Consider the following 19,465-nt stretch of genomic DNA (forward strand, 5'->3'; position numbering starts at 1 on the left):
CTACCGGCGCCCACATCACGAGAGGGTGCCTCCGCGCTGTGACTCGCAGGCTGACTGATGGCCGTCGGTCCGGTGATACGCCCACTCGCCGGTCCACATTGCGAGGTCGCGTACCCAGCGCTCGGTTTTCTGCCGGGACTTGGCGGCCCACTTTGTTGCGTTCTTTGACGCGAAGTCGTCCAAGACCTGACGGTCAGTCGCGGTCCAGGCGGGAAGCTGCGCTATCCACTCTTCTGCCTGCTCGGCGCTGTGGCCGCTACCGATCAGCCATGGGACGAGCAACGCGAGTTCGACCCATGCGGCGGCCTTGGTTGCCCACGCCCAATCGACGATCCGTAGGCCGAGCGGCGTCACGATCAAGTTGGTCGGGTTGAGGTCGGAGTGGATAAGTGTCTCGCCGTCCATCGCCGGGTGCGCGAATCCGAGCCGGGCTGCGGGGGTGAACCACGTCTCGCCGGGCGCCGGCGTCTCCTGAAGTGCTTTCAGTGCGGCTAGGAGCAGATTGAGATCCGTGCTGTCGGGAGACAGGTCGGGGTGGGGACCGGCAAGATGCTCGGTCCCCACCACCAGCCATCCATCGGATTCGAACTGCCACAGGACTGCGGGCGGGTGCCGGTTGATGGCCCGGGTTACCGCCAGTTCGTAGCGCAGCGACCGAACGCTCAACTCGCCGGAGGCAGCCTTGACGAAGATCTGTCCGGCTGGTCCAGTCACCGTCGAGGCGACCTCAGCGTGGTCGCCACTGGAAGCCTGGGCGACGTCATAGGTTCCGCCGACCCGTTCGGCGATCCCTGCCGTGACACTCTCCGGCAGAGCGGTCCAATCGCTACGCATCGCACCTCTTCTTGCTACTTGCCCGGTTGAGGTGGGTTCGGCGGCCGCAGGACTGGGCCTCGCCACCCCAGAATTCCATGTCGACCCGGTAGCTGGTTTCGCGCAGCGCCGCATGTGTGTAGGTGATGGCGATGCCGTCCTGCATGGCCTCGGTCAGGATCGGACGGTGGTGTACGTAGTGGCCCACGATCTCCTTGCTGGCGGCAGTGTTGGGCTCAATGATCTGGAGGACGGCATGCCGAACAGCGTCGACCGGCTGGGTCTGGACGACCTGGTAGCGCTCGTCGGTCGGCGGGAGCATTCCGAAGTCGGCCCTGTCCAGGCGACCGGCGTACGCCTTTAGGCTGTTCGATCAAGTCGGCGAGCGCGGCCATGACAACTGGCACCGGCACCTGGGAGACCGCACGAAGGTGGGCAGCGAGAACCTTTACCCGGCTCGGACTGTGAGCGGCCTTCATAGCCGGGCCCACTGGCACCGATCGTGGCTGGATTCCCGGGCTGCCCTTTCGAGGAGGGTCGTTACTGCGAAGGTCATAGGGACCGGCGGCGGGGCAGTGGTCCGCTCTCGGGGAAGGCGACCGGCCCGGCGGTATTCGGTTGCCCGCGCCACATCCGCCAGATCGTCGGACCGGTGGTGGGAAGGATCATCGGCGGCCCAGCCCGGTACCCGAGTCTGATGTAAAGCTCGCGGTTACGGAGATTGCTGGCCTCCAGGTAAGCGGGCATGCCGAGCGTGTCGAGCTGGCGGTGGTGATGGCTCAGCAACGCGGCGCCCACCCCGCGGTTCTGCTGCTCGGGGTTGACGGCGACGTAGGCGAGGTAGTGGTGTGGCTCGCTTGGGTGAAACGCCTCGAACACCGCGTCGAGGAGAGCGAACTTTGGCGCGTACACCCCGGTGGCCGCTTCCAGCGCAGCCGGATGCTCCAGTGAGCCATTGGGCGGGGGTTCGGGGCGCGGGTATCAGATCGCGACGGCGGACAGGTCTGCGGTGGTGTCGACGTGGCCGTGGTTGAGGCCGTGGTTCAGGACCAGCTCGAAGTACCGGCGGTAGACGGCGCGGCGGTCGTTGTGGTCAGGGACCAGCCAGTCGGCTACGGGTCCGTCGAAGAACGCCTCGGCGAGGACAGAAATCAAGTCCTCCGCGTCGCCGTGGCCTGCCTGGCGCACCGTCACGCTGGTGCTGATGTCGGTCATGATCACTCCTAGCTCTAATCAGGCCGGCTGCGGGAGGGCGGCAGGGCTGCGGAGGAGCACGGTTGCGCTCTCCGCCCCGAGGCCGATGGCGTTGTAGACGTCCGGCTTGGCGGTGCGAAGGATCAGTGCCCAGGTTGCGCCGAGGAGGGCGACGATGGCGTACGTGGCCGGGAAGAGCCAGCGCAGCGGCGAGTGTGGGTGAACGCCGAGGAGGGTGTCGAACTCCTGTACGGTGACGGCGAGGATTGCCGTCAGCGCGATCGTGGCGATCAGCGGCGCGACGAGGGCCCGCCAAGGCCCCTCGGTGTGTCTGATCCGGGCGAAGTATCCGACCACCGCGGCAGAGGTCACGGTCATCAGGGCCAGGACGCCGAGGCCACCGGTCACAGTGATCCAGAAGAAGAGGTGCATGATCGGGTCGGCGTTCGCTATCGCGTAGCCGACGATTACGGCCACCGCGATGAAGCTCTGGATGATCGAGCCGACCTTCGGTGCGCCGGTGCGGTGGCTGGTCCGACCTAGCGCGGCGGGGAGCACCCGTTCACGCCCGAGGGCGAACAGGTAGCGGGCAACGGTGTGGTGAAACGACAGCAGTGCGGCGAACAGACTGGTGATGAAGAGGACGCGGCCGATCGTGATGACGCTCGTGCCGAGGTGCGGCGAGACGAGGTTGAAGATCAGATCGGTCCCGTCCGCGCGGGCGGCTTCCACGATCCTGTCGGGACCGGTGGCGACGGACATGGCCCACGCCGACAGGCCGTAGAGCAGACCGGTGATCGCCACGGCGATGTACGTTGCACGCGGTACGGTCCGGCCCGGGTCCTTGGTCTCCTCGCTGAAGACGACGGTGCCCTCGAAGCCGACGAAACCTGTGACCGCGGTGACCAGTGCGGCGCCGATTCCGGCGGTGAAGATGTGCGACGGGGCGAGGGTGTCGAAGGTGACTGTCCCGCTGGCGGGGTGGCCGACCATTACCGCGTCGAAGACGAGGGCGACGGCGCACTCGGCGACGAGCATGACCGCCAGGACCTGGGACCTGCCTCGACGTGTGGCCGGGGGAGCGGTCGCCCTGCTCGGGCCCGATCGGCTGCGGCAAGTCCCCGGTAGTGCCAAGTAGGCGACTCCTGCTCCCCGACGCGCTCCTGCGCAACCGGTGTGCGGATCCGCTGCAGCCGTGGTGCGAGTGCCCAGTGCACCGGTCGTTGCGGGACAGCATCGAGAGGCCACCGTCGCGTGAGGTTCCGGTAACGGTTGTACTGGCGGAGGAAGGGCTGCCGCAGGTTCAGTCAGTACGCATGTCGTGAGGCGGGCGCGGCACGGTGCCAGGGCCAGCGGGGGGCGATCAGACCTGGCGGGGTTTTGTGTGGGGCCCCGTGTACCCCTCGAAAACCCCGCCCATTGTTGACGAAGGGTGACAAGGAGCGATGAGCCCTCGGCGGTGTCTCTGCAGCTCATCGATCGCTTTCGGCAAGCGGTGGCAAGCTTGGTTCGGCTACTGTTGGTAACAAGGGGTTTTGACAAGCAATGACAAGCGCTGAAGGAGGCTCGACAAGAGGTTCTCGTGGGTTCAAATCGCCTCGGTCGGCCGAGCTGTCCGGTCAGACGCCTGCGAGGGTGAGGAGCCAATCCATTTCGGCCACTGGCCTCGTCGGTGCCGCGGCGGTTGCGTGCGCTACCCACTCGCTCGGATCCGCGAGCAGGGCGTGGACCGGTAGGTTCGGATGCCCGGCGACTGCGTGGCGAACCACGCTGTCGGGATCGGTGGCCAGGCGTTCGGCCAGCTCGACGGGCAGGTCTAGATCTCGGGGTGCCAGGCATCGCATCCGTGGATCCGGGTCGGTGGCCAGCCGGCGCAGGGTCTGTGGTGGAAAGGTGAACTTGTCGGCCGGCCGCCAGTTTGTTTTCTTGTCCGAACGAGACTCACGGTCGATGCGTTCGGCTGTGGCTAGGTCGACCAGGTGCGGGCGTGTGTGGCCATGGTCGTGCGTACGCCGCTGTCATCGTCGCTGAGTAGCCGGATGACGGCGTCGGCCGGCAGCGCCCGGCTCTGTGTGGCGGAGCGACGGAAGTAGATGTACGGCGAGGACACGTACGGCAGCGGGTCGGCGGTGACCCAGTCGAGCCGCAGGTACCGCAACTCGCTAACGGCCATGTGGTCTTCGATTTGCTGCAACAGTGCGTCGTCGTCGAGTTCGTCGGTGAGCAGGTCGGTCAGCGGGCGCTCGCCCTGCTGGATGTCGTCATAGATGCGGTGGCGCGTCAGCTCGGGTGTGTCCCGGCGGCCGAGGACTCCTATGCGCACGTTCGCGCTGGGATCTCTGGCAAGTAGATCCCGCACCGCTGGGGGGAGCTGCGGGTGTTCGGCGGCCTGCCGGCGAGCCTGGTAGTCGGGGTCACCGGCCAGCCGTGCGGCCAGTTCCGGGGTCAGGAGCGCGTGGCGTACGGCTCCGGCGCGGGTAACCGGGTCGGAGAGCAGTCCCGTCACGAGGTCGGGGGGCGGCACTGGATGCGGTGACCGCGCGTAGTAGGTCGAGCAGACAGCCGCGCGAACCTCGTCGACGGGGTCGGTGAGTAGGATCCGCCGGGCCGCCTCGGGTGCCTGCGTCCACCAGTGCGAGCGTGGCGCGGACTTTCGGGTCAGGGTCCCTGGCGAGCCGGGCGAGCCGGGCGAGCAGATTGGTCGGTACGTCGTCGTGTTCGGCAAGGTAATCCCGCACCCGCGTGTCCGGATCGCCGATGAGTCGCTCGTACAGCTCGCGGGGTGCGCCCTGGGCGCCTACAACCAGGGCAGCTCGGATGGCTGAATCGGCGTGGGCGGTCGGCCGCATCCGGACGGCGTTCGGCAACTGGCCGTTGAGTGCGAGCGAATGCAGCAACCAGTGATGATCTGAGGCGAGGATCTCCTCGATCAGGTCCAGGGTCAGGTCGGCGCGTGTGGCGACGTGACCGAAGCCGCGCCGGTAACGCACCAAGCGGCGGACCAAGCTGGCCGGCAGCGCCGGGTTCTCGGCAAGACCGTGCAGCACCTTCGACAGGTGGACCAGCGTCGGCGCGTCATCAACCACCCGCCGCCCCTCCCCGAATCCGTTGCGCTCCAGAAGTCTCGCATGTTCAGCGCGGGCGGGACTGCCCTGGTTTGGTTTGCCCCAATCGCAGGTGGGTGCCGGACCGTGCCCTGTCGAACTCGTCTCCGCGGTAATTAGTTAGGGGAGCTGCTGCAGAGTTGGCAGGCGAGAATCAGCGGCTGACCGGTTCGTCCGGGCGGCTTCGTACCGCAGCACAAGGGCACGCTCTCCGCCTCGGGCGCCCGGCCTGCGCGATGCCCGCGTCGTAGCGCCGCTCGTAGGCTCGTTCCGTCGTCCCGTTGCGGCGGGGGTCGCTTGCGGACTCGGCCAGCTCGATGGTCCCGCCCCGTTCGGCGGCGACCGTGGTGTGTGCGTCGGCGGGGATCCAGCTGACGCGGTTGCGGTGCTGGAAGGCAGCCAGGTCCCCATGATGCCTTCCAATTGGTGGTCCAGTTGAGGGCGTGGACCGCAGGGGAACATGACGGTCGTGGCGGCTGGGTCAAGCCAGTGTGTCCCGGTCGGCTTAGTGGGATCCCCGCACATGGGCGTCAGCCTTGCGTGATCAACCGGTGCGATATGTGGTGCTATGCCGGCTCTGTGGTTGCAAGTTGTAAGGGCTCTTTACGTAGATAATCGTTCACCCCTACTGTCTGTCGCACTGTCAGACATGATCACGGGGGTCTCTGTGGCTGCTGGGCATTTGCCTGCACTCGTTTCGCGGGTTCGGTCCGGCTCGTTCCGGCGCTGGATGTCCGTCGGGCTGGCCGCGGCGGTGACCGCCACGGCGCTCGGGGTGCCCGTTACCTCCGCTGCGGCCGCACCGCCGAAGAAGGGTCCATGCGTCGACGAGCAGCCGGACGCGGGTGCCGCCCGCCGGATGCTGGAGGCCTGCGGCCGCCGCGTCGAGGACCTGTCGAAGCGGACGGAGTGGTCGCAGACCTTCCTGAACGTCGACGGCTCGCAGACCCTCGAGCAGACGATTGAACCGACCCGGGTGCGCAAGGGCTCGTCCTGGGCGCCGGTGGACACGACGTTGAAGGTGACGAGCGAGGGCATCGTCCCGCGGGCGACCGTTCTGCCCGTGGTCTTCTCGGCCAAGGGTGGCGATGCTCCGTTCGCGCGGCTGCGTGACGGTTCACGCGAGCTTGCTCTGTCCTGGCCCGGAAAGCTCCCCGCCCCGGTGGTGGACGGGGCATCAGCGACTTACGCGAATGTCCTGCCGGACGTGGATCTCCAGGTCACCGCTCAGCCCCTCGGGTTCACCGAGGTGCTGGTCGTGCGGACCCGGGAAGCTGCGGCCAACCCGAAGCTGGCCTCGCTGCGCTTCGGCCTGCAGACGAAGGGCGTGTCGGTCGGCACGTCCTCGGGTGGTGGGCTGGCCGCGCGGGACAGCAAGGGTGGCACCGTCTTCGCGGCTCCGGCGCCACTGATGTGGGACTCATCCAACCCGGAGGACAAGGCGGGCGGGGCGCCGGCAGCGGACAAGCGGGAGCCTTCGCTCACCCCGCAGCGCAAGCCGTCGGCGGCGGAGGCGGACGCCCAGGTCGCGGAGGCGGTGTCGGGTAAGGATGCGGCACGGGGCGTGGAGGCGGCGCCGGGGGAGGGCGCCAGGCGGGCGGTCATGCCCGTCCGGGTAGACGGCGACACGTTAACGCTGGTTCCTGACAAGGCACTGCTGTCGGACAAGCGGACGAAGCTGCCGATCTACATCGACCCGTCGTGGACCGGCGGCATCGCGAGCAACGCGTGGACCTCGGTGTGGAGCAAGCACAAGTCGAGTTCGTTCTGGCAGAACTCGTCTGCGTTGAGCAATGGCAAGACAGTGGGATCGGCGGGCGCGGGGCGCACCGAAGACTGCTCCGGCTGCGCCGACCACATCATCCGGTCGCTGTTTCGGATGAACACGTCCGCAGTGGCCAATAAGCACATTCTCAGCGCCCAGTTCCGGGTAGAGCAGCGATGGTCATGGACGTGCAGTCCGAAGTCGAACGCGAAGCTGTGGATGACCGGAGCCATCTCGTCGGGCACGACGTGGAACAACCAGCCAACCTGGTACAGCGCCTACACCGCACAGGCTGTCGGCAACCGCAAGTACGGCTCCGCCCACGGGTGCCTCGGCTCGGGGACGATCGAGTTCAACGTCAAATCAATCGTGGAGAAGGCGGCGGCGAGCAAGTGGTCCAACGTGACCGTCGGGCTGCGGGCGATCGACGAGGGCACCAAGAATCAGTGGAAGCGGTTCAACCACGCGTCGCCGAAGTTGGCGATCACCTACAACACCAACCCGAACGCGCCCTCGGACCGGAAGTCGGACGGCAAGGTATGCGCCACGGGTACCGCACGGCCGTACGTGTTGACCACAACGCCGATCCTGGCCGCGAAGCACTCCGACCCGGACGCCTCGCAACAGTCCCTCACCACCTACTTCTACTGGTGGCCGGTAGGCGGCACGCGTAACGAGACCAACAAGGTCTCCCAGGCTGCCGGCAACCCATCGACCGTGTCGAAGGCGATCCCCTCCGGCAAGTTGGCTGACGGCACGAGTTACGTGTGGCAGTCCCGGACCTGGGACGGCAGCCACTACGGGGCCTGGACCGGAACCTGCGAGTTCACGGTCGACGCGACGCCTCCGCCACCGCCGGCCAGTGTCGCCTCGACCAATTACACGAGTGATGGCGTCCCGCGCGGCGGCGTCGGCCTGCCCGGTACCTTCACCATCACCGCACCGACCACACGGCCCTTCGAGGTCAAGGAATACGCCTACAGCTTGGACTCGGGCGTGCTGACCGCAGCGAAGACTGTGCCGGCCCGTACGACCGACTACGGCGCGTCGGTCGCCCTGGCTCCCCTGCATGACGGGGTCAATGTGCTCTACGTGTGGTCGAAGGACCACGCGGGCCGGTTCTCCACCCCGGTCACGTACACGTTCAGTGTTCGTGCCGGATCGGGCCCGGCGGCCGAGTGGACGTTCGAGGAGACTGGCACCACCGCGAACGACGTTTCCGGTCACGGCAACGCCTTGACCCTCGGCGCGGGCTCCACCCGGGTCGCCGGACGATCCGGTGTGGGTACGGCCCTGTCGCTACCCGGTAGCACCGCGGCGAGCAGAACCGGCACCATCAACACGCCGCACCCGGACACGGGGGTTTCGACCCCGGTCCGCACTGACGCCAGCTTCACGGTCACCGCCTGGGTGAAGATCACATCTCTGTCCGGCACCGGCGCCCAGGCGGTAGTCAGCGCGAACGGTGCGAGAATGCCCGCATACCACCTTGGATATGCTGGAAGTAACCAACGGTGGCGTTTCACCATGGCGGCGGCCGACACTGACAACGCCACGTTATACAGCGTCCATTCCAACGCCGCGCCCACCGCCGGCAAGTGGACCCACCTCGGCGGGGTCTACGACGCTGCCACCAAGAAGATGACCCTGTACGTCAACGGCGTGGCTCAGACCGCCACGGTCACCCTCATCGGCGGCTTTAACGCTACGGGTGACGTGGCCGTCGGCCGGCGCAAGTGGAACGGCGCCTACGACAGCTACTTCACCGGCGTCATCGACGACGCGCGGTTCTACAACTTCATCGAAACCCCGGCCAATGTGGCGAAGCTGGCGGTTCCGTTGCAGCCGAAGATCACTTTCCCCAACGGCGCTAACGTCACCGCCGGCGGGACGTTCACGGTGAAGTTCGACGCCGGTGGTGACACGAATGTCACGAAGTTCAAGTACAGCGTCGACGGCACCGGCCTGGGCACCACGGTGAACGCCACGGCGGCGGGTGGCACGGCGACCGTCACGATCAACGTGGGCAGCACCACCGGTGAGCGGCCGGTGTACGCGGTCGCGGTGGACGACGGCAACCGGGTCGGCGGCATCGACCAGGGGAAGTTCACCGTGGCGCCGGCGGCGAGCCTGTCGGGCACCGTGTGGGACCCGAACTGGATGCCTCAGGCCGGAGCGGTCGTCCAGCTGCAGCCTGGCGGGTATCAGGCCACGTCCGGTGCCGACGGCAGCTATGCGCTGACCAATTTCCCCACCGGTTCGTACACCATCACGGCGACCGTCGGCGGTCGGTGCGGGTTGGCGCTCAGCCAGCCGATCCAGATCGACGGCCAGGGATTGATGTTCGACATCTTCCTTTCCGCGTTCAGTGACGACCTGGGCACCACGTGCACCGAGCAGACCACCGCCTTCACCGCCGCGAGCACCGTGCTCGCGTTGACCGGTGACGACGCCGTCGCCACCGTGCAGCTGCCCTTCGCCTTCCCGTTCTACGGCGGCGCCTACCGCAGCGCCTGGGTGGACACCAACGGTGTCCTGTCGTTCACCGACCCGGGTGGCTCGCACCCGTATACCGGTGGCGGGCAGTTGCCCGCGTCGGCGGACCCGAACGCCGTAGTGGCACCGTTCTGGGACGACCTAGTGGTCGACGCGTCGGCGAGCGTACGGACCGCGACGACGGGCACCGGCGCCGATCAGCGGTTCGTCGTGGAGTGGCGCAACGTGCACCGCAAGGGCAACACCGCCGAGCGGCTGTCGTTCGAGGCGATCCTGGCGCCGGACGGCACGGTGACGACCAACTACGACCAACTCGACAACGCCGCCGAGAAGGGCGACAACGCGATCGTCGGCATCGAGGCCGCGGCCGGCGAGGACGGCCTGTCCTACTCCATCGGCGACCCGGTGCTGGCGAACACCCGGGCGATCACCTTCGTCCGCCCGGACGTCGCGGGCGGGCTGGAGATCCACAACCTCTCCGGCGTGCTCACTGACGCGGCCGGCACCCCGGTCGTCGGGGCCACGGTCGCGCTCGACCCGAGTGGGCTGAGTGCGACCACCGGGGCAGGCGGTGCGTACAGCTTCACCGGCCTGGTGGCAGACAGCTACACCGTCGCGGTGCAGCTCCCCGGTCGGTGCGGGGCAACGGCACGCAGTCAGGTAGAGCTCTTCGCCGACACCGTACGCAACCTGCAGCTCGGTCCCAACTACGGCGGTCTCGGGTACGCCTGCGCCACCGGCGCATCTGGCTACGTAGAGGCGTCCACCGTGCTGGCCCTGACCGGCGACGACACCGCCACGTCGGTGACGATGCCGTTCCCGGTGCAGTTCCATGGCCAGGCGTACACCACGGGTCGGGTCCACAGCAACGGTCTGGTCAGCTTCGGCAGCGCGTCGGGCGAGCCGGACACCTGGGCCAATCCCACGATGCCCACGGCGGCTGCTCCGAACGCGGTGGTGGCGCCGTTCTGGGACGACTTCGAGGTAGATGCGTCGGCGAGTGTGCGTACGCAGGCGCTCGGCACGGCTCCGAACCGGTCGTACGTCATCGAGTGGCGCAACGTCGGTTTCCGTCCGACGAACGCCGAGCGGCTGACCTTCGAGGTGATCTTCCACGAGGACGGGCGGATCGCGTTCCACTACGGCGCGATGTCGACCCCCATTCAGCAGGGCGCGGGTGCGACCGTCGGCCTGGAGAACGCCTCGGGATCGGTGGCGGCGCTGTACTCCTTCCAGGAGGCGGTGCTGACCGGCAACAGCTCGATCACCTACACGCCGGCCGCCGCAGGCACGGTCACGGGTGTGCTCACCACCGCCGTGACCGGTAACCCGGTCGCGGGAGCGACGGTCACCCTGAACCCGGGTAACCGCAGCACCACCACCGGCGCGGACGGCAGCTACCAATTCAGTACCGTTCCAGTGGGTGAGTACGCCCTGGCCGCGTCGACCGGTGACAGCCGGTGCGCGGGGCAGTACGCCAAGGAGGTCATTAACCACCCCGGTGGGACCTCGGACGTCGACCTGTCGTTGATGGTCGACGGTGACGAGTTCGGCTACAAGTGCACCACCGGTGCTCAAACTTTCGTCCCTGGTGACGTGACCGAGGGTTGGAGCGGCGACGAGACGGTGTGGCAGAAGAACCCGCCGTTCCCGGTAAAGCTCTACGGCGAGTCGTACACCTCGGCGTGGATCAGCGCCAACGGCCTGATCAGCTTCAAGGACCCGGCCTACTTCGGCTGGATCGGATCCATCCCCGGCACCCTTCCCTCGCCAGCCGCCGAGGGCTCACCCAACGCCGCCGTCTACGTGCACTGGGACGACTGGGTGGTCGATTCGCAGGCCCGGATCGCGACGAAGATCAGCGGTTCGGCGCCGAACCGGCAGTGGGTCGTGGAGTGGCGCAACGTCCACGCCTACGGCGACACCAACACCCGCGCCACCTTCGAGGTCATCTTCAACGAGGGCGGCGACATCACCCTCGCCTACGCTGACATCGATCCGGCCAAGTCGATCGAGCGCGGTGGCGAGGCCACCGTCGGCATCGAGAACGCCGACGGGTCCATCGGTTTTCAGTATCTGCATCGGGAGAACTGGCTGGCCAGCGGGCAGGGCGTCACGTTCAAGCCCAACCCGCCCGGCCAGGGCAGCGTCGCCGGCACCATCACCTGCCAGGGCACCCCGGTGGCCGGGGCGACCGTCGCGGTCGCCGGCAAAACCGCCACCACCGCCGCCGACGGCACCTACCGCGTCGACGCCGTACCCGCCGGATCCTGGGCAGTGATCAGCACCGTGCCCAGCGGAACCTGTAAGGGCTCCGACGTACGGCAGGTCGTGGTCGGCACCAACGCCCCAGTGACCGCCGACTACGCGCTGAACACGACACCGACCGGCGGCGGATACACCCTGGCCGAGCAAACTGTGCCGTACACCCCCGCGAACACCACCGTGCTGCCCCTGACCGGGGACGACGCGTACGCCTCGGTGGCCCTGCCCTTCCCGGTGAACCTCTACGGCCAGACGTACAACACCGGCTGGGTGGACAGCAACGGCCTGGTCAGCTTCGTCGACCCCGGCGAACCCTCCCCGGACGCCTGGCCGATCCCATCGCCCGACAGCCCCGAGGAACCCAACGCCGCCCTCTACCCGCTCTGGCACGACTGGGTCGTCGACAGCAACGCCAGCGTCCGCACCGCCGTTCGCGGCAGCACCGGAAGCCGCCAGTTCGTCATCGAATGGCGCAACGTCCACTCCTACGAGGACCCACTCACCCGAATCACCTTCCAGGCCATCCTCGACGAAGCCGGCGGATACAGCTTCGCCTACACCGACAACGACGGCACCTTCCTCGAACGCGGCGGCGCCGCCACCATCGGCATCGAGAACACCGACGGCACCTCCGCCATCCAGTACACCTACCGCCAACCGGTCCTCCGCCCGGGTCTGGGACTGCGATTCAATCCGCCCACCCCCTGACCGACACCTCGTAACCGCGGTAGGCACCGCATCCCGTTCGGGAGGCGGCGCCTACCGCGGACCCCTCCCCTGCTGACCGACGGACCTTCGGAGGCCCCAGTGCCATCACTTCGATCCAGCCAGCTACGCAAGGCAAGGGTTCGATCGCGTAGGGGTGATCTGCGCAATTCTTTAGCGGCTGCGGTCATCGCCGCCTTAATGGCGGGATTTGTCCAGGTCACCCCTACGCAGGCGGCTCCTGCGGGATACGAGCGTCCGGCTGCCGAGTCGGTGCCGACGGTGCCGGTGGAGGCCGTCAAGTCCTCGGCTGTTCCGTCGCTGCCACGGCCGCCCGCAGCTTCGACGAAGCCCGCCCCGGTGTGGCCCTCAGGTGGAGTGGTGTTGGCGGACGTAGCCGTGACAAGCCTCGCGGCGGGCGCCGCCCGTGCAGGTGATCTTCCGGTGCGCCTCGCGCGGCCCGCATCGGGCGCCCGGGAATCCGCGTCAGCTCCTGGGCGGGTCCGCGTCGAACTGCTTGATAGGGCCGCCACGGGCCGTGCCGGGGTGCGGGGCCTGCTGCTCCGGCTCGACCGGGCAGACGGCGTCAAGGTGGCTGGACGGACGGACCTGGCCGTTGACTACTCCTCATTCGCCACTGCGTACGGTGCAGATTGGTCCACCCGGTTGCGGCTCGTGTCGCTGCCCGCCTGTGCCCTCGACACGCCTACCCGTAGGGAGTGTGTCGGTACACCGCTGCAATCCCGGAATGACCTTCGTTCCCGGACAGTGTCGGCGAGCCTGACACTCGGCGCGGTGCCGAGCGTCGTGGCGCTTGAAGCGGCCGCCTCTGGTCCTGCCGGTGACTACTCGGCAACATCCTTGCAGCCATCGTCGACATGGTCGGCCGGCGGCAGTTCGGGCGCCTTTAACTGGTCCTACCCGATGCGGGTTCCGCCAGCGACCGGTGGGCCGGCGCCGCAAGTACAACTGGGCTACTCGTCCCAGTCCGTAGACGGCCGACACGCTGCCTCCAACAACCAACCCTCCTGGATGGGCGAGGGATTTGAGGCATGGCCGGGCGGCTTCGTGGAACGGCAGTACAAGCCCTGCGCACGAGACATGAACGGCTCGGCGAACAATGACAAGGAGACGGGCGACCAGTGCTGGGAGACCGATAACGCCACTCTATCGCTTAATGGCACCTCCGGCGAACTGCTCTACAATGCTGTGGAGGGGCGCTGGCACCTGCGCAATGACGAAGGAGCGCGCATCGAGCGCAGGACGGGTGCCAGCAACGGCGATAACAATGGCGAGCACTGGGTGGTCACCACCACCGACGGCATCCAATACTGGTTTGGCCTGAACCGCCTGCCGGGCTGGGTATCCGAGAAACCAGAGACCAACTCGACATGGACTGTCCCGGTTTTTGGCAACGATCCGGGCGAGCCGTGCCACGCGACGGCGTTCCCCGATTCGGACTGCGTCCAGGCCTGGCGTTGGAACCTTGACTACGTCATCGATCTCCACAGCAATACCGCGTCCTACTGGTATGGCAAGGAATCGAACAAGTACGCCCGCAATCTGGACCCAGACGATGATGCCGATTACGTCCGCGCTGGGTGGCTCGACCGGATTGACTACGGCACCCGCAGGGCCGGCGGGACTGACTCGGTGTTCAATAGCCCTTCCCCATTTCGGGTGGAGTTCAACGAGTCCGACCGATGCGTAAGCAACTGCACGACCCACGACGAGGCGCATTGGCCCGACACCCCATGGGACTCGTCGTGTACGGGACCCTCGTGCCCGGACAAATTCAGCCCGACCTTCTGGACGACCAAGCGACTAGCGTCCGTGACAACCCAAGTGCGGGCGGGAGCGGGATACCGCGATGTGGAACGTTGGACGTTCAGCCACTCCTTTCCGGACCCCGGTGATGGCACCCGAGCTGGCCTCTGGCTCGACAAGATTTCCCACGTCGGTCTAGCTGGTGGCAGCGTCAACGTCCCTGATATCGAGTTCACCCCGGTGCAGCTCTCCAACCGCGTCGACACGGAGGACTTCGCGGCGGCGATGAACTGGATGCGTATCACCAAGATCCGCAACGAGACCGGCGGCACTGTCAGCGTTACGTACTCTGATCAGGACTGTAAAGCCGGCGAGACGATGCCGGCGGTGCACACGAACGTACGGCTGTGCTACCCCGTCATCTGGGAGCCTGAAGGCCACCCGGCGCCGGTGACTGACTGGTTCCACAAGTACGTCGTCAAAACGATCTATGAAAGCGACAATACCGGAGGCGCACCTCCCCAGGGCAGCCCTCGCGTTGTCTACAAATACGACTACTACGACGGCGCCGCGTGGCACTACACCGACGACGACGGCCTGGTGGAGAAGAAGTACAAGACGTGGTCGGACTTCCGGGGGTACGGCCGGGTGGGGGTGACAGTCGGTGACCCTGGGGAGCAGACTTACTCGGAGACCCGCTACTTCCGCGGTATGCACGGGGATAAGGCCTCGCCAAGCGGTGGCATCCGTGACGTGAAGATCGACGGTATCAACGACGAGGACTGGCACGCCGGTACCGTCCGCGAGACGATAAACTTCAACGGCCCCAGTGGATCGGTCGTCAACCGGCAGACAAACGAGCCCTGGCTATCGCCAGTGACGGCGACCCGCACGATCAATGGAGACACGGTCACAGCCCGGTTCAATCGGATCGCAGCGACGCGTTCGTACACGGCCCGAGACGCCGGCCGTGCGGATCGGGTCACGAAGATTGCCAACAGCTTCGACTCCTACGGGATGCCAGTCCAGGTCGATGACCTGGGGGAGGAAAGCGTTCCTGGAGACGAGAAGTGCACTAAGAGCGAGTACAACCCGCGCAACGGCGGATCTTGGATCATGGACCGCGTCCACTCCACCAAGATGTTTGGGGTCAAATGTGCCGACACCGGCGGTGCGTTGACTGACGAGGATTTCATCAGTGAGCTACGTACCTCCTACGACGCCCAGTCGTTCGGCACCGCACCGACCCGGGGTCTACCGACCCAAACGGAGAAGGCGTCCGCCTGGAACAGCGGCGCGCCGACTTTTGTGACGCAGAACCGAGCTGCCTACGACACGCAGGGTCGAGTAACGTCCACGTGGGACGGAATAGGATACGAAACTAAAACCGCCTACACCCCCTCCGTCGGGGGACCCGTGACGGCCTTGACTGTTACCAATCCGCTGCAGCACGTGGCCGTCACCAATTTTGAGCCAGCCTGGGGCCTAACCACGTCGACGGTCGATGCCAACAACAAAACTACCAATATGGCCTACGATCCGCTGGGCCGGCTCACTGCGGTATGGCTCCCCGGCCGGGACATCGCCACCAAGAAGCCGAACCTCAAGTACACGTACCAGTTGAGCGCAGTTGCGCCGACCGTAGTCACCACATCACGTCTGAACGCGGCCGAGGACTACGTAGAAAGTTTTGCTCTCCTCGACGGGCTGCTCCGCCAGCGTCAGACGCAGAATGCTTCCCCATCGGGCGGTCGGTTGCTCACCGACGCCTTCTACGACTCCGCAGGACGAGAGGCAGTCAAATACGGCACCTACCATGCGAGCGGGTCCGCCGGTGGCACGCTGAGCACAGCCATCGATCGCGCCTTGGTGCCGAACCAGAGCAGCACCGTCTACGACGGGATCAGCCGTGTAACCGCGACGGTCTTCCAGCCTTACAACGTCGAGCGTTGGCGAACGAAAACCTACTACGCCGGAGACCGCACCGATGTAACAGCACCCGAGGGTAGCCCTGCAGCGAGTTCGACCGTCACCGATGCCCGCGACCGGACGGTGGAGTTGCGGCAGTACCACGGTGCCACGCCGACCCCCGGCACCCCGGGAAGTTGGGACTCCACCCGCTTCACAATTGATCGGCGGGGAAATCTCACAAACGTCACCGACGCGGCGAACAACGTTTGGGCCTACTCCTACGACACTTTGGGCCGGCAGACAGAGAGCCGGGATCCCGACCGCGGCAAGACCACCTTCACGTACGATAAGAATGACCGGGTGGCCACGTCCATGGATGCCCGGGATAAAAAGCTCGCGTACTTGTATGACTCTCTCAACCGCAAGCGCGCAGTGTACGACAACCAGGTGGGCGGGACGCAGCGGGCGCAGTGGATCTACGACACCCTGGCCAAGGGGCGGATCACCCAGTCCACTCGTTTTGTGGGGTCGGACGCTTATCAAGTTAAGGCCCTCGGATATACCGACAGCTACGAGCTGACCGGAAGCCAAGTCATCATTCCAGCCTCCGAGACCGGACTGGCGGGCACCTACAACTTCGAGAAGACCTGGAATATCGACGGCAGCCTGGCGTCGAGCAGCTTCCCGTCGACCAACGGTGACCTGCCACTCGAAACGCTGACTTACGGCTACGACGGCTTCGGCGGCCTGAAGACCGTAGGCACGCTCTACGGCTCGACACAATCCTCCTATGTCGCCGACACGGACTACAACGCCCTGGGTCAGATCGAGCAGGTGGAGCTTTATAGCGGGTCAGGTGGGCGTGTCTTCCAGGCATTCACCCGTGAGAAGGAGACGGGACGCCTTCTCGGCATCCGAACCGACCGCGACCAAGTCGCACCGAACATCCTCAGCGACGTTCGATACACCTACAACAAGGCCGGGAACATCACCCAGATCCGTGACGTTGCCGCGGATCCGGTCGACGACACCCAGTGCTACACCTACGACTACCTGGGACGATTGACAGAAGCATGGACACCGGCTTCCAGTGACTGTGCGGCAACACGGAGTGTGACTGGGCTCGGCGGCCCGGCACCCTACTGGCACTCGTGGACCTACGACAAGGTCGGCAACCGCAAGCAGGAGACAGTGCACGGTACGGGCAGCGACGCCGTGACCAACTACACCTACCCGGCGGCCGGCAGCACCAAGCCACACACGCTGTCCTCAACCACGGGTGCACGGCCGGGTACCTACACCTACGACGCAATGGGCAACACGCTCACCCGTCCCACGTCGGGCGCCGGAACACAAAGCCTTACGTGGGACAACGAGGCATTTCTGGCGAGTTCAACCGACGCGACTGGAACGACCAGCTACATCTACGACGCTGACGGCAACAGGCTGATCCGTCGCGATCCGCAGGGCAGGACCCTCTATCTGCCAGAGCAGGAAATCCGCTACAGCAACAGCACGCAGTCGAGGAGCTGCACGCGGTACTACAGCCACAACGGGAGTCCGGTCGCCTCGCGGACCGCCACCAAACTGACCTGGCTAGCGGCAGATCACCAAGGCACAGCTCTAGTCTCCGTTGACGCAGCGACCCAGTCGCAGACCATCCGCCGACAGAGTCCCTTCGGTGCTGCCCGCGGCACAGCCTCCCCTTGGCCGAACACACGCGGATTCGTCGGTGGCACTGACGACAACACCGGGCTCACACACCTCGGAGCCCGGGAGTACGACAGCTCCACCGGTCGCTTCATTTCCTCCGATGAGGTCATGGACCTCACCAACCCCCAACAGATGCACGGCTATACCTACGCGCATAGCAATCCGGTCGCCTACGCGGACCCCACGGGCAACCTGGAGTGCGGTAACGACGATTGCTCGATGAACTCACGCCCGACCAGCGATGGCGGCGAGATCATCACCATGCCGGACGGCACCAAGGAGAAGATTGGTGGTACAGGCGGTGGCACGGGCGATGGCCGGGCCACGTGGGTATCGAACGGGTGCGGCAAGGACCCGACCGCCTGGAAGGGGTGTCAACCGAGCCGACCCAACGCGGGAATCATCCTAGGTGGTGCCATCGTGGTCGCCCCGACCGAGGCGGAGCTTCGAGCGGCCGTCACGGAGGAGATGGATCGGTGGTGCAAGGGCGGCAACGGCTGGGCCGACCGGCTACTTGGGGGTGCAGGCGTTGACGGGTGCGCGCCAGGCGTCGGCGGCTCGGAGTTCGTTGAATCGGCGATCAAGACAGAGATCTGCAACGACCACCCAGACTGGTGCGAGTACCAAGACCTGAGCCAGACGTTCCTCATCCAGGGAGTGGCCGGGGTCGGTTACGCAGCATTCGGGAAGACGGAGAGGCGGCCGCCACACACGGCGAAGGTGTCCTACTTTGATTCGAGCGGCAAACTCATCTTCGAGACGACGCTGAGAAGCGGCAACATGACAGCAGCCGATCGGGCTAAGGGTTTCCCGCTGAACTCCCTGGCAACACATACCGAACGTCGAGCGATGGTCTTGCCGTATGTCGCGGAGGGCGGGTTCGTCGTCATCGAGGGTCAATACAGGGCATGCTCCCACTGCAAGGGAGCCATGCGAGAAACCGCCGAGAACCGAAATGTAACGATTGCCTATCGTTGGCAAAATCGAGTTTGGATTGCGACCCCGCAGGCATCCGGTGCCAATTACCGAAAGATGATCGGCCGTATGACAAGATCGAGGTGATCGAGGTTCTCTCAAAGGGGTAGGCGTCGACTTAATGGTCGGTGCCTACCCCTTGGATACAGCGCAGCCGCCGCCCTAGCGAGGTGTCGGTGGGCCGCGATGCTATGCTGGCCCGTCAACACCGGTCGGTCTCGTTAGCTGGGCTCGTTTAGAGACGTTAGTGAGCCGCTCACAGAACGGATGCGACGATGGCCGCCGTAACGATTGAGTTCATTGGTGACGACGCAGCAATAAACGATTCCTTCCGAGAGTGGTTGTCGAGAGCTGGCCTCCAAGTTACGAAGGCCGGCAACGGTTCGAACGTTTCGGTACAAAATATTGCTGACTGCGAACAGTTCGGCGCGCAGCTGTCCCGTTTCGTCGTAGAGAGAAGTGATTCGTTCAAGCTGCGCATCGATGGTCCAGGTGGAGATTCACTTCTTCATGAGGTGCGGATGGTGGCGGACGCTGATTCAATGACGCAATTTCTCGCCACGAGTGCTTATCTTCAGTAACGTCAACTGTCGCTAGGTAGGGGCGGCTGTCCTGCATCCTCAGCCTCACGTAATTCGGGCTCCTAACAGTTACTGGCGGCACCCGAGGTGCACGGCGAATTGAATTTGACCCGGTCCGGTCAAAGTCTTCACGGCGGGTCGTTCAGCGCGCGTCGACCCGCCGGGTCTGTCGCATC

Annotated in this window: 9 protein-coding genes and 1 pseudogene; 3 read left to right on the forward strand and 7 right to left on the reverse strand. The window is 65.8% G+C overall.

What is annotated here, in order from left to right; all coding sequences use genetic code 11:
- Positions 1-15 precede the first annotated feature (15 nt).
- The 7 genes and pseudogenes from DKT68_RS06725 to DKT68_RS31800 form a co-directional block, all read right to left on the reverse strand.
- Positions 16-834 (reverse strand): aminoglycoside phosphotransferase, encoded by an 819-nt coding sequence (locus DKT68_RS06725; protein WP_109816551.1) that lies wholly within the window; start codon positions 832-834, stop codon positions 16-18.
- Positions 827-1,135 carry a hypothetical protein gene (locus DKT68_RS06730; protein ID WP_236646751.1) on the reverse strand — a complete coding sequence of 103 codons (309 nt, stop codon included), beginning with the start codon at positions 1,133-1,135 and terminating at the stop codon, positions 827-829. The genes DKT68_RS06725 and DKT68_RS06730 overlap by 8 nt, the downstream gene beginning before the upstream one ends.
- 230 nt (positions 1,136-1,365) lie before the next feature.
- Positions 1,366-1,692, reverse strand: a complete 327-nt coding sequence (locus DKT68_RS31785; RefSeq protein ID WP_236646752.1) for a GNAT family N-acetyltransferase — start codon at positions 1,690-1,692, stop codon at positions 1,366-1,368.
- A 102-nt stretch (positions 1,693-1,794) separates the two neighbouring features.
- The gene (locus DKT68_RS31790; protein ID WP_236646753.1) at positions 1,795-2,028 is read right to left on the reverse strand and encodes a hypothetical protein; all 234 of its coding nucleotides are present in this window, start codon (positions 2,026-2,028) and stop codon (positions 1,795-1,797) included.
- A gap of 18 nt (positions 2,029-2,046) precedes the next feature.
- Positions 2,047-3,060, reverse strand: a pseudogene (locus DKT68_RS06740) (APC family permease); the annotation flags it as partial.
- 913 nt (positions 3,061-3,973) lie between these two features.
- Positions 3,974-4,330: a hypothetical protein gene (locus DKT68_RS31795; protein WP_236646754.1), complete on the reverse strand. Its 357-nt coding sequence runs from the start codon at positions 4,328-4,330 to the stop codon at positions 3,974-3,976.
- 91 nt (positions 4,331-4,421) lie between these two features.
- Positions 4,422-5,093, reverse strand: coding sequence for a hypothetical protein (locus DKT68_RS31800; RefSeq protein ID WP_236646755.1), 672 nt, complete (start codon positions 5,091-5,093; stop codon positions 4,422-4,424).
- 748 nt (positions 5,094-5,841) lie between these two features.
- Here DKT68_RS31800 and DKT68_RS06760 point away from each other — a divergent pair.
- The 3 genes from DKT68_RS06760 to DKT68_RS30865 all read left to right on the forward strand — a co-directional run bounded on the left by DKT68_RS06760 (position 5,842) and on the right by DKT68_RS30865 (position 19,289).
- Positions 5,842-12,345, forward strand: coding sequence for a carboxypeptidase regulatory-like domain-containing protein (locus tag DKT68_RS06760; RefSeq protein ID WP_161556627.1), 6,504 nt, complete (start codon positions 5,842-5,844; stop codon positions 12,343-12,345).
- 792 nt (positions 12,346-13,137) lie between these two features.
- Positions 13,138-18,795, forward strand: a complete 5,658-nt coding sequence (locus DKT68_RS06765) for an RHS repeat-associated core domain-containing protein (RefSeq protein ID WP_236646756.1) — start codon at positions 13,138-13,140, stop codon at positions 18,793-18,795.
- A 188-nt stretch (positions 18,796-18,983) separates the two neighbouring features.
- Positions 18,984-19,289 carry a hypothetical protein gene (locus DKT68_RS30865; RefSeq protein WP_146218302.1) on the forward strand — a complete coding sequence of 102 codons (306 nt, stop codon included), beginning with the start codon at positions 18,984-18,986 and terminating at the stop codon, positions 19,287-19,289.
- The last annotated feature ends 176 nt before the right edge of the window (positions 19,290-19,465 follow it).

Source organism: Micromonospora acroterricola, from assembly GCF_003172955.1.
In the GTDB taxonomy this organism is placed as follows: domain Bacteria; phylum Actinomycetota; class Actinomycetes; order Mycobacteriales; family Micromonosporaceae; genus Micromonospora; species Micromonospora acroterricola.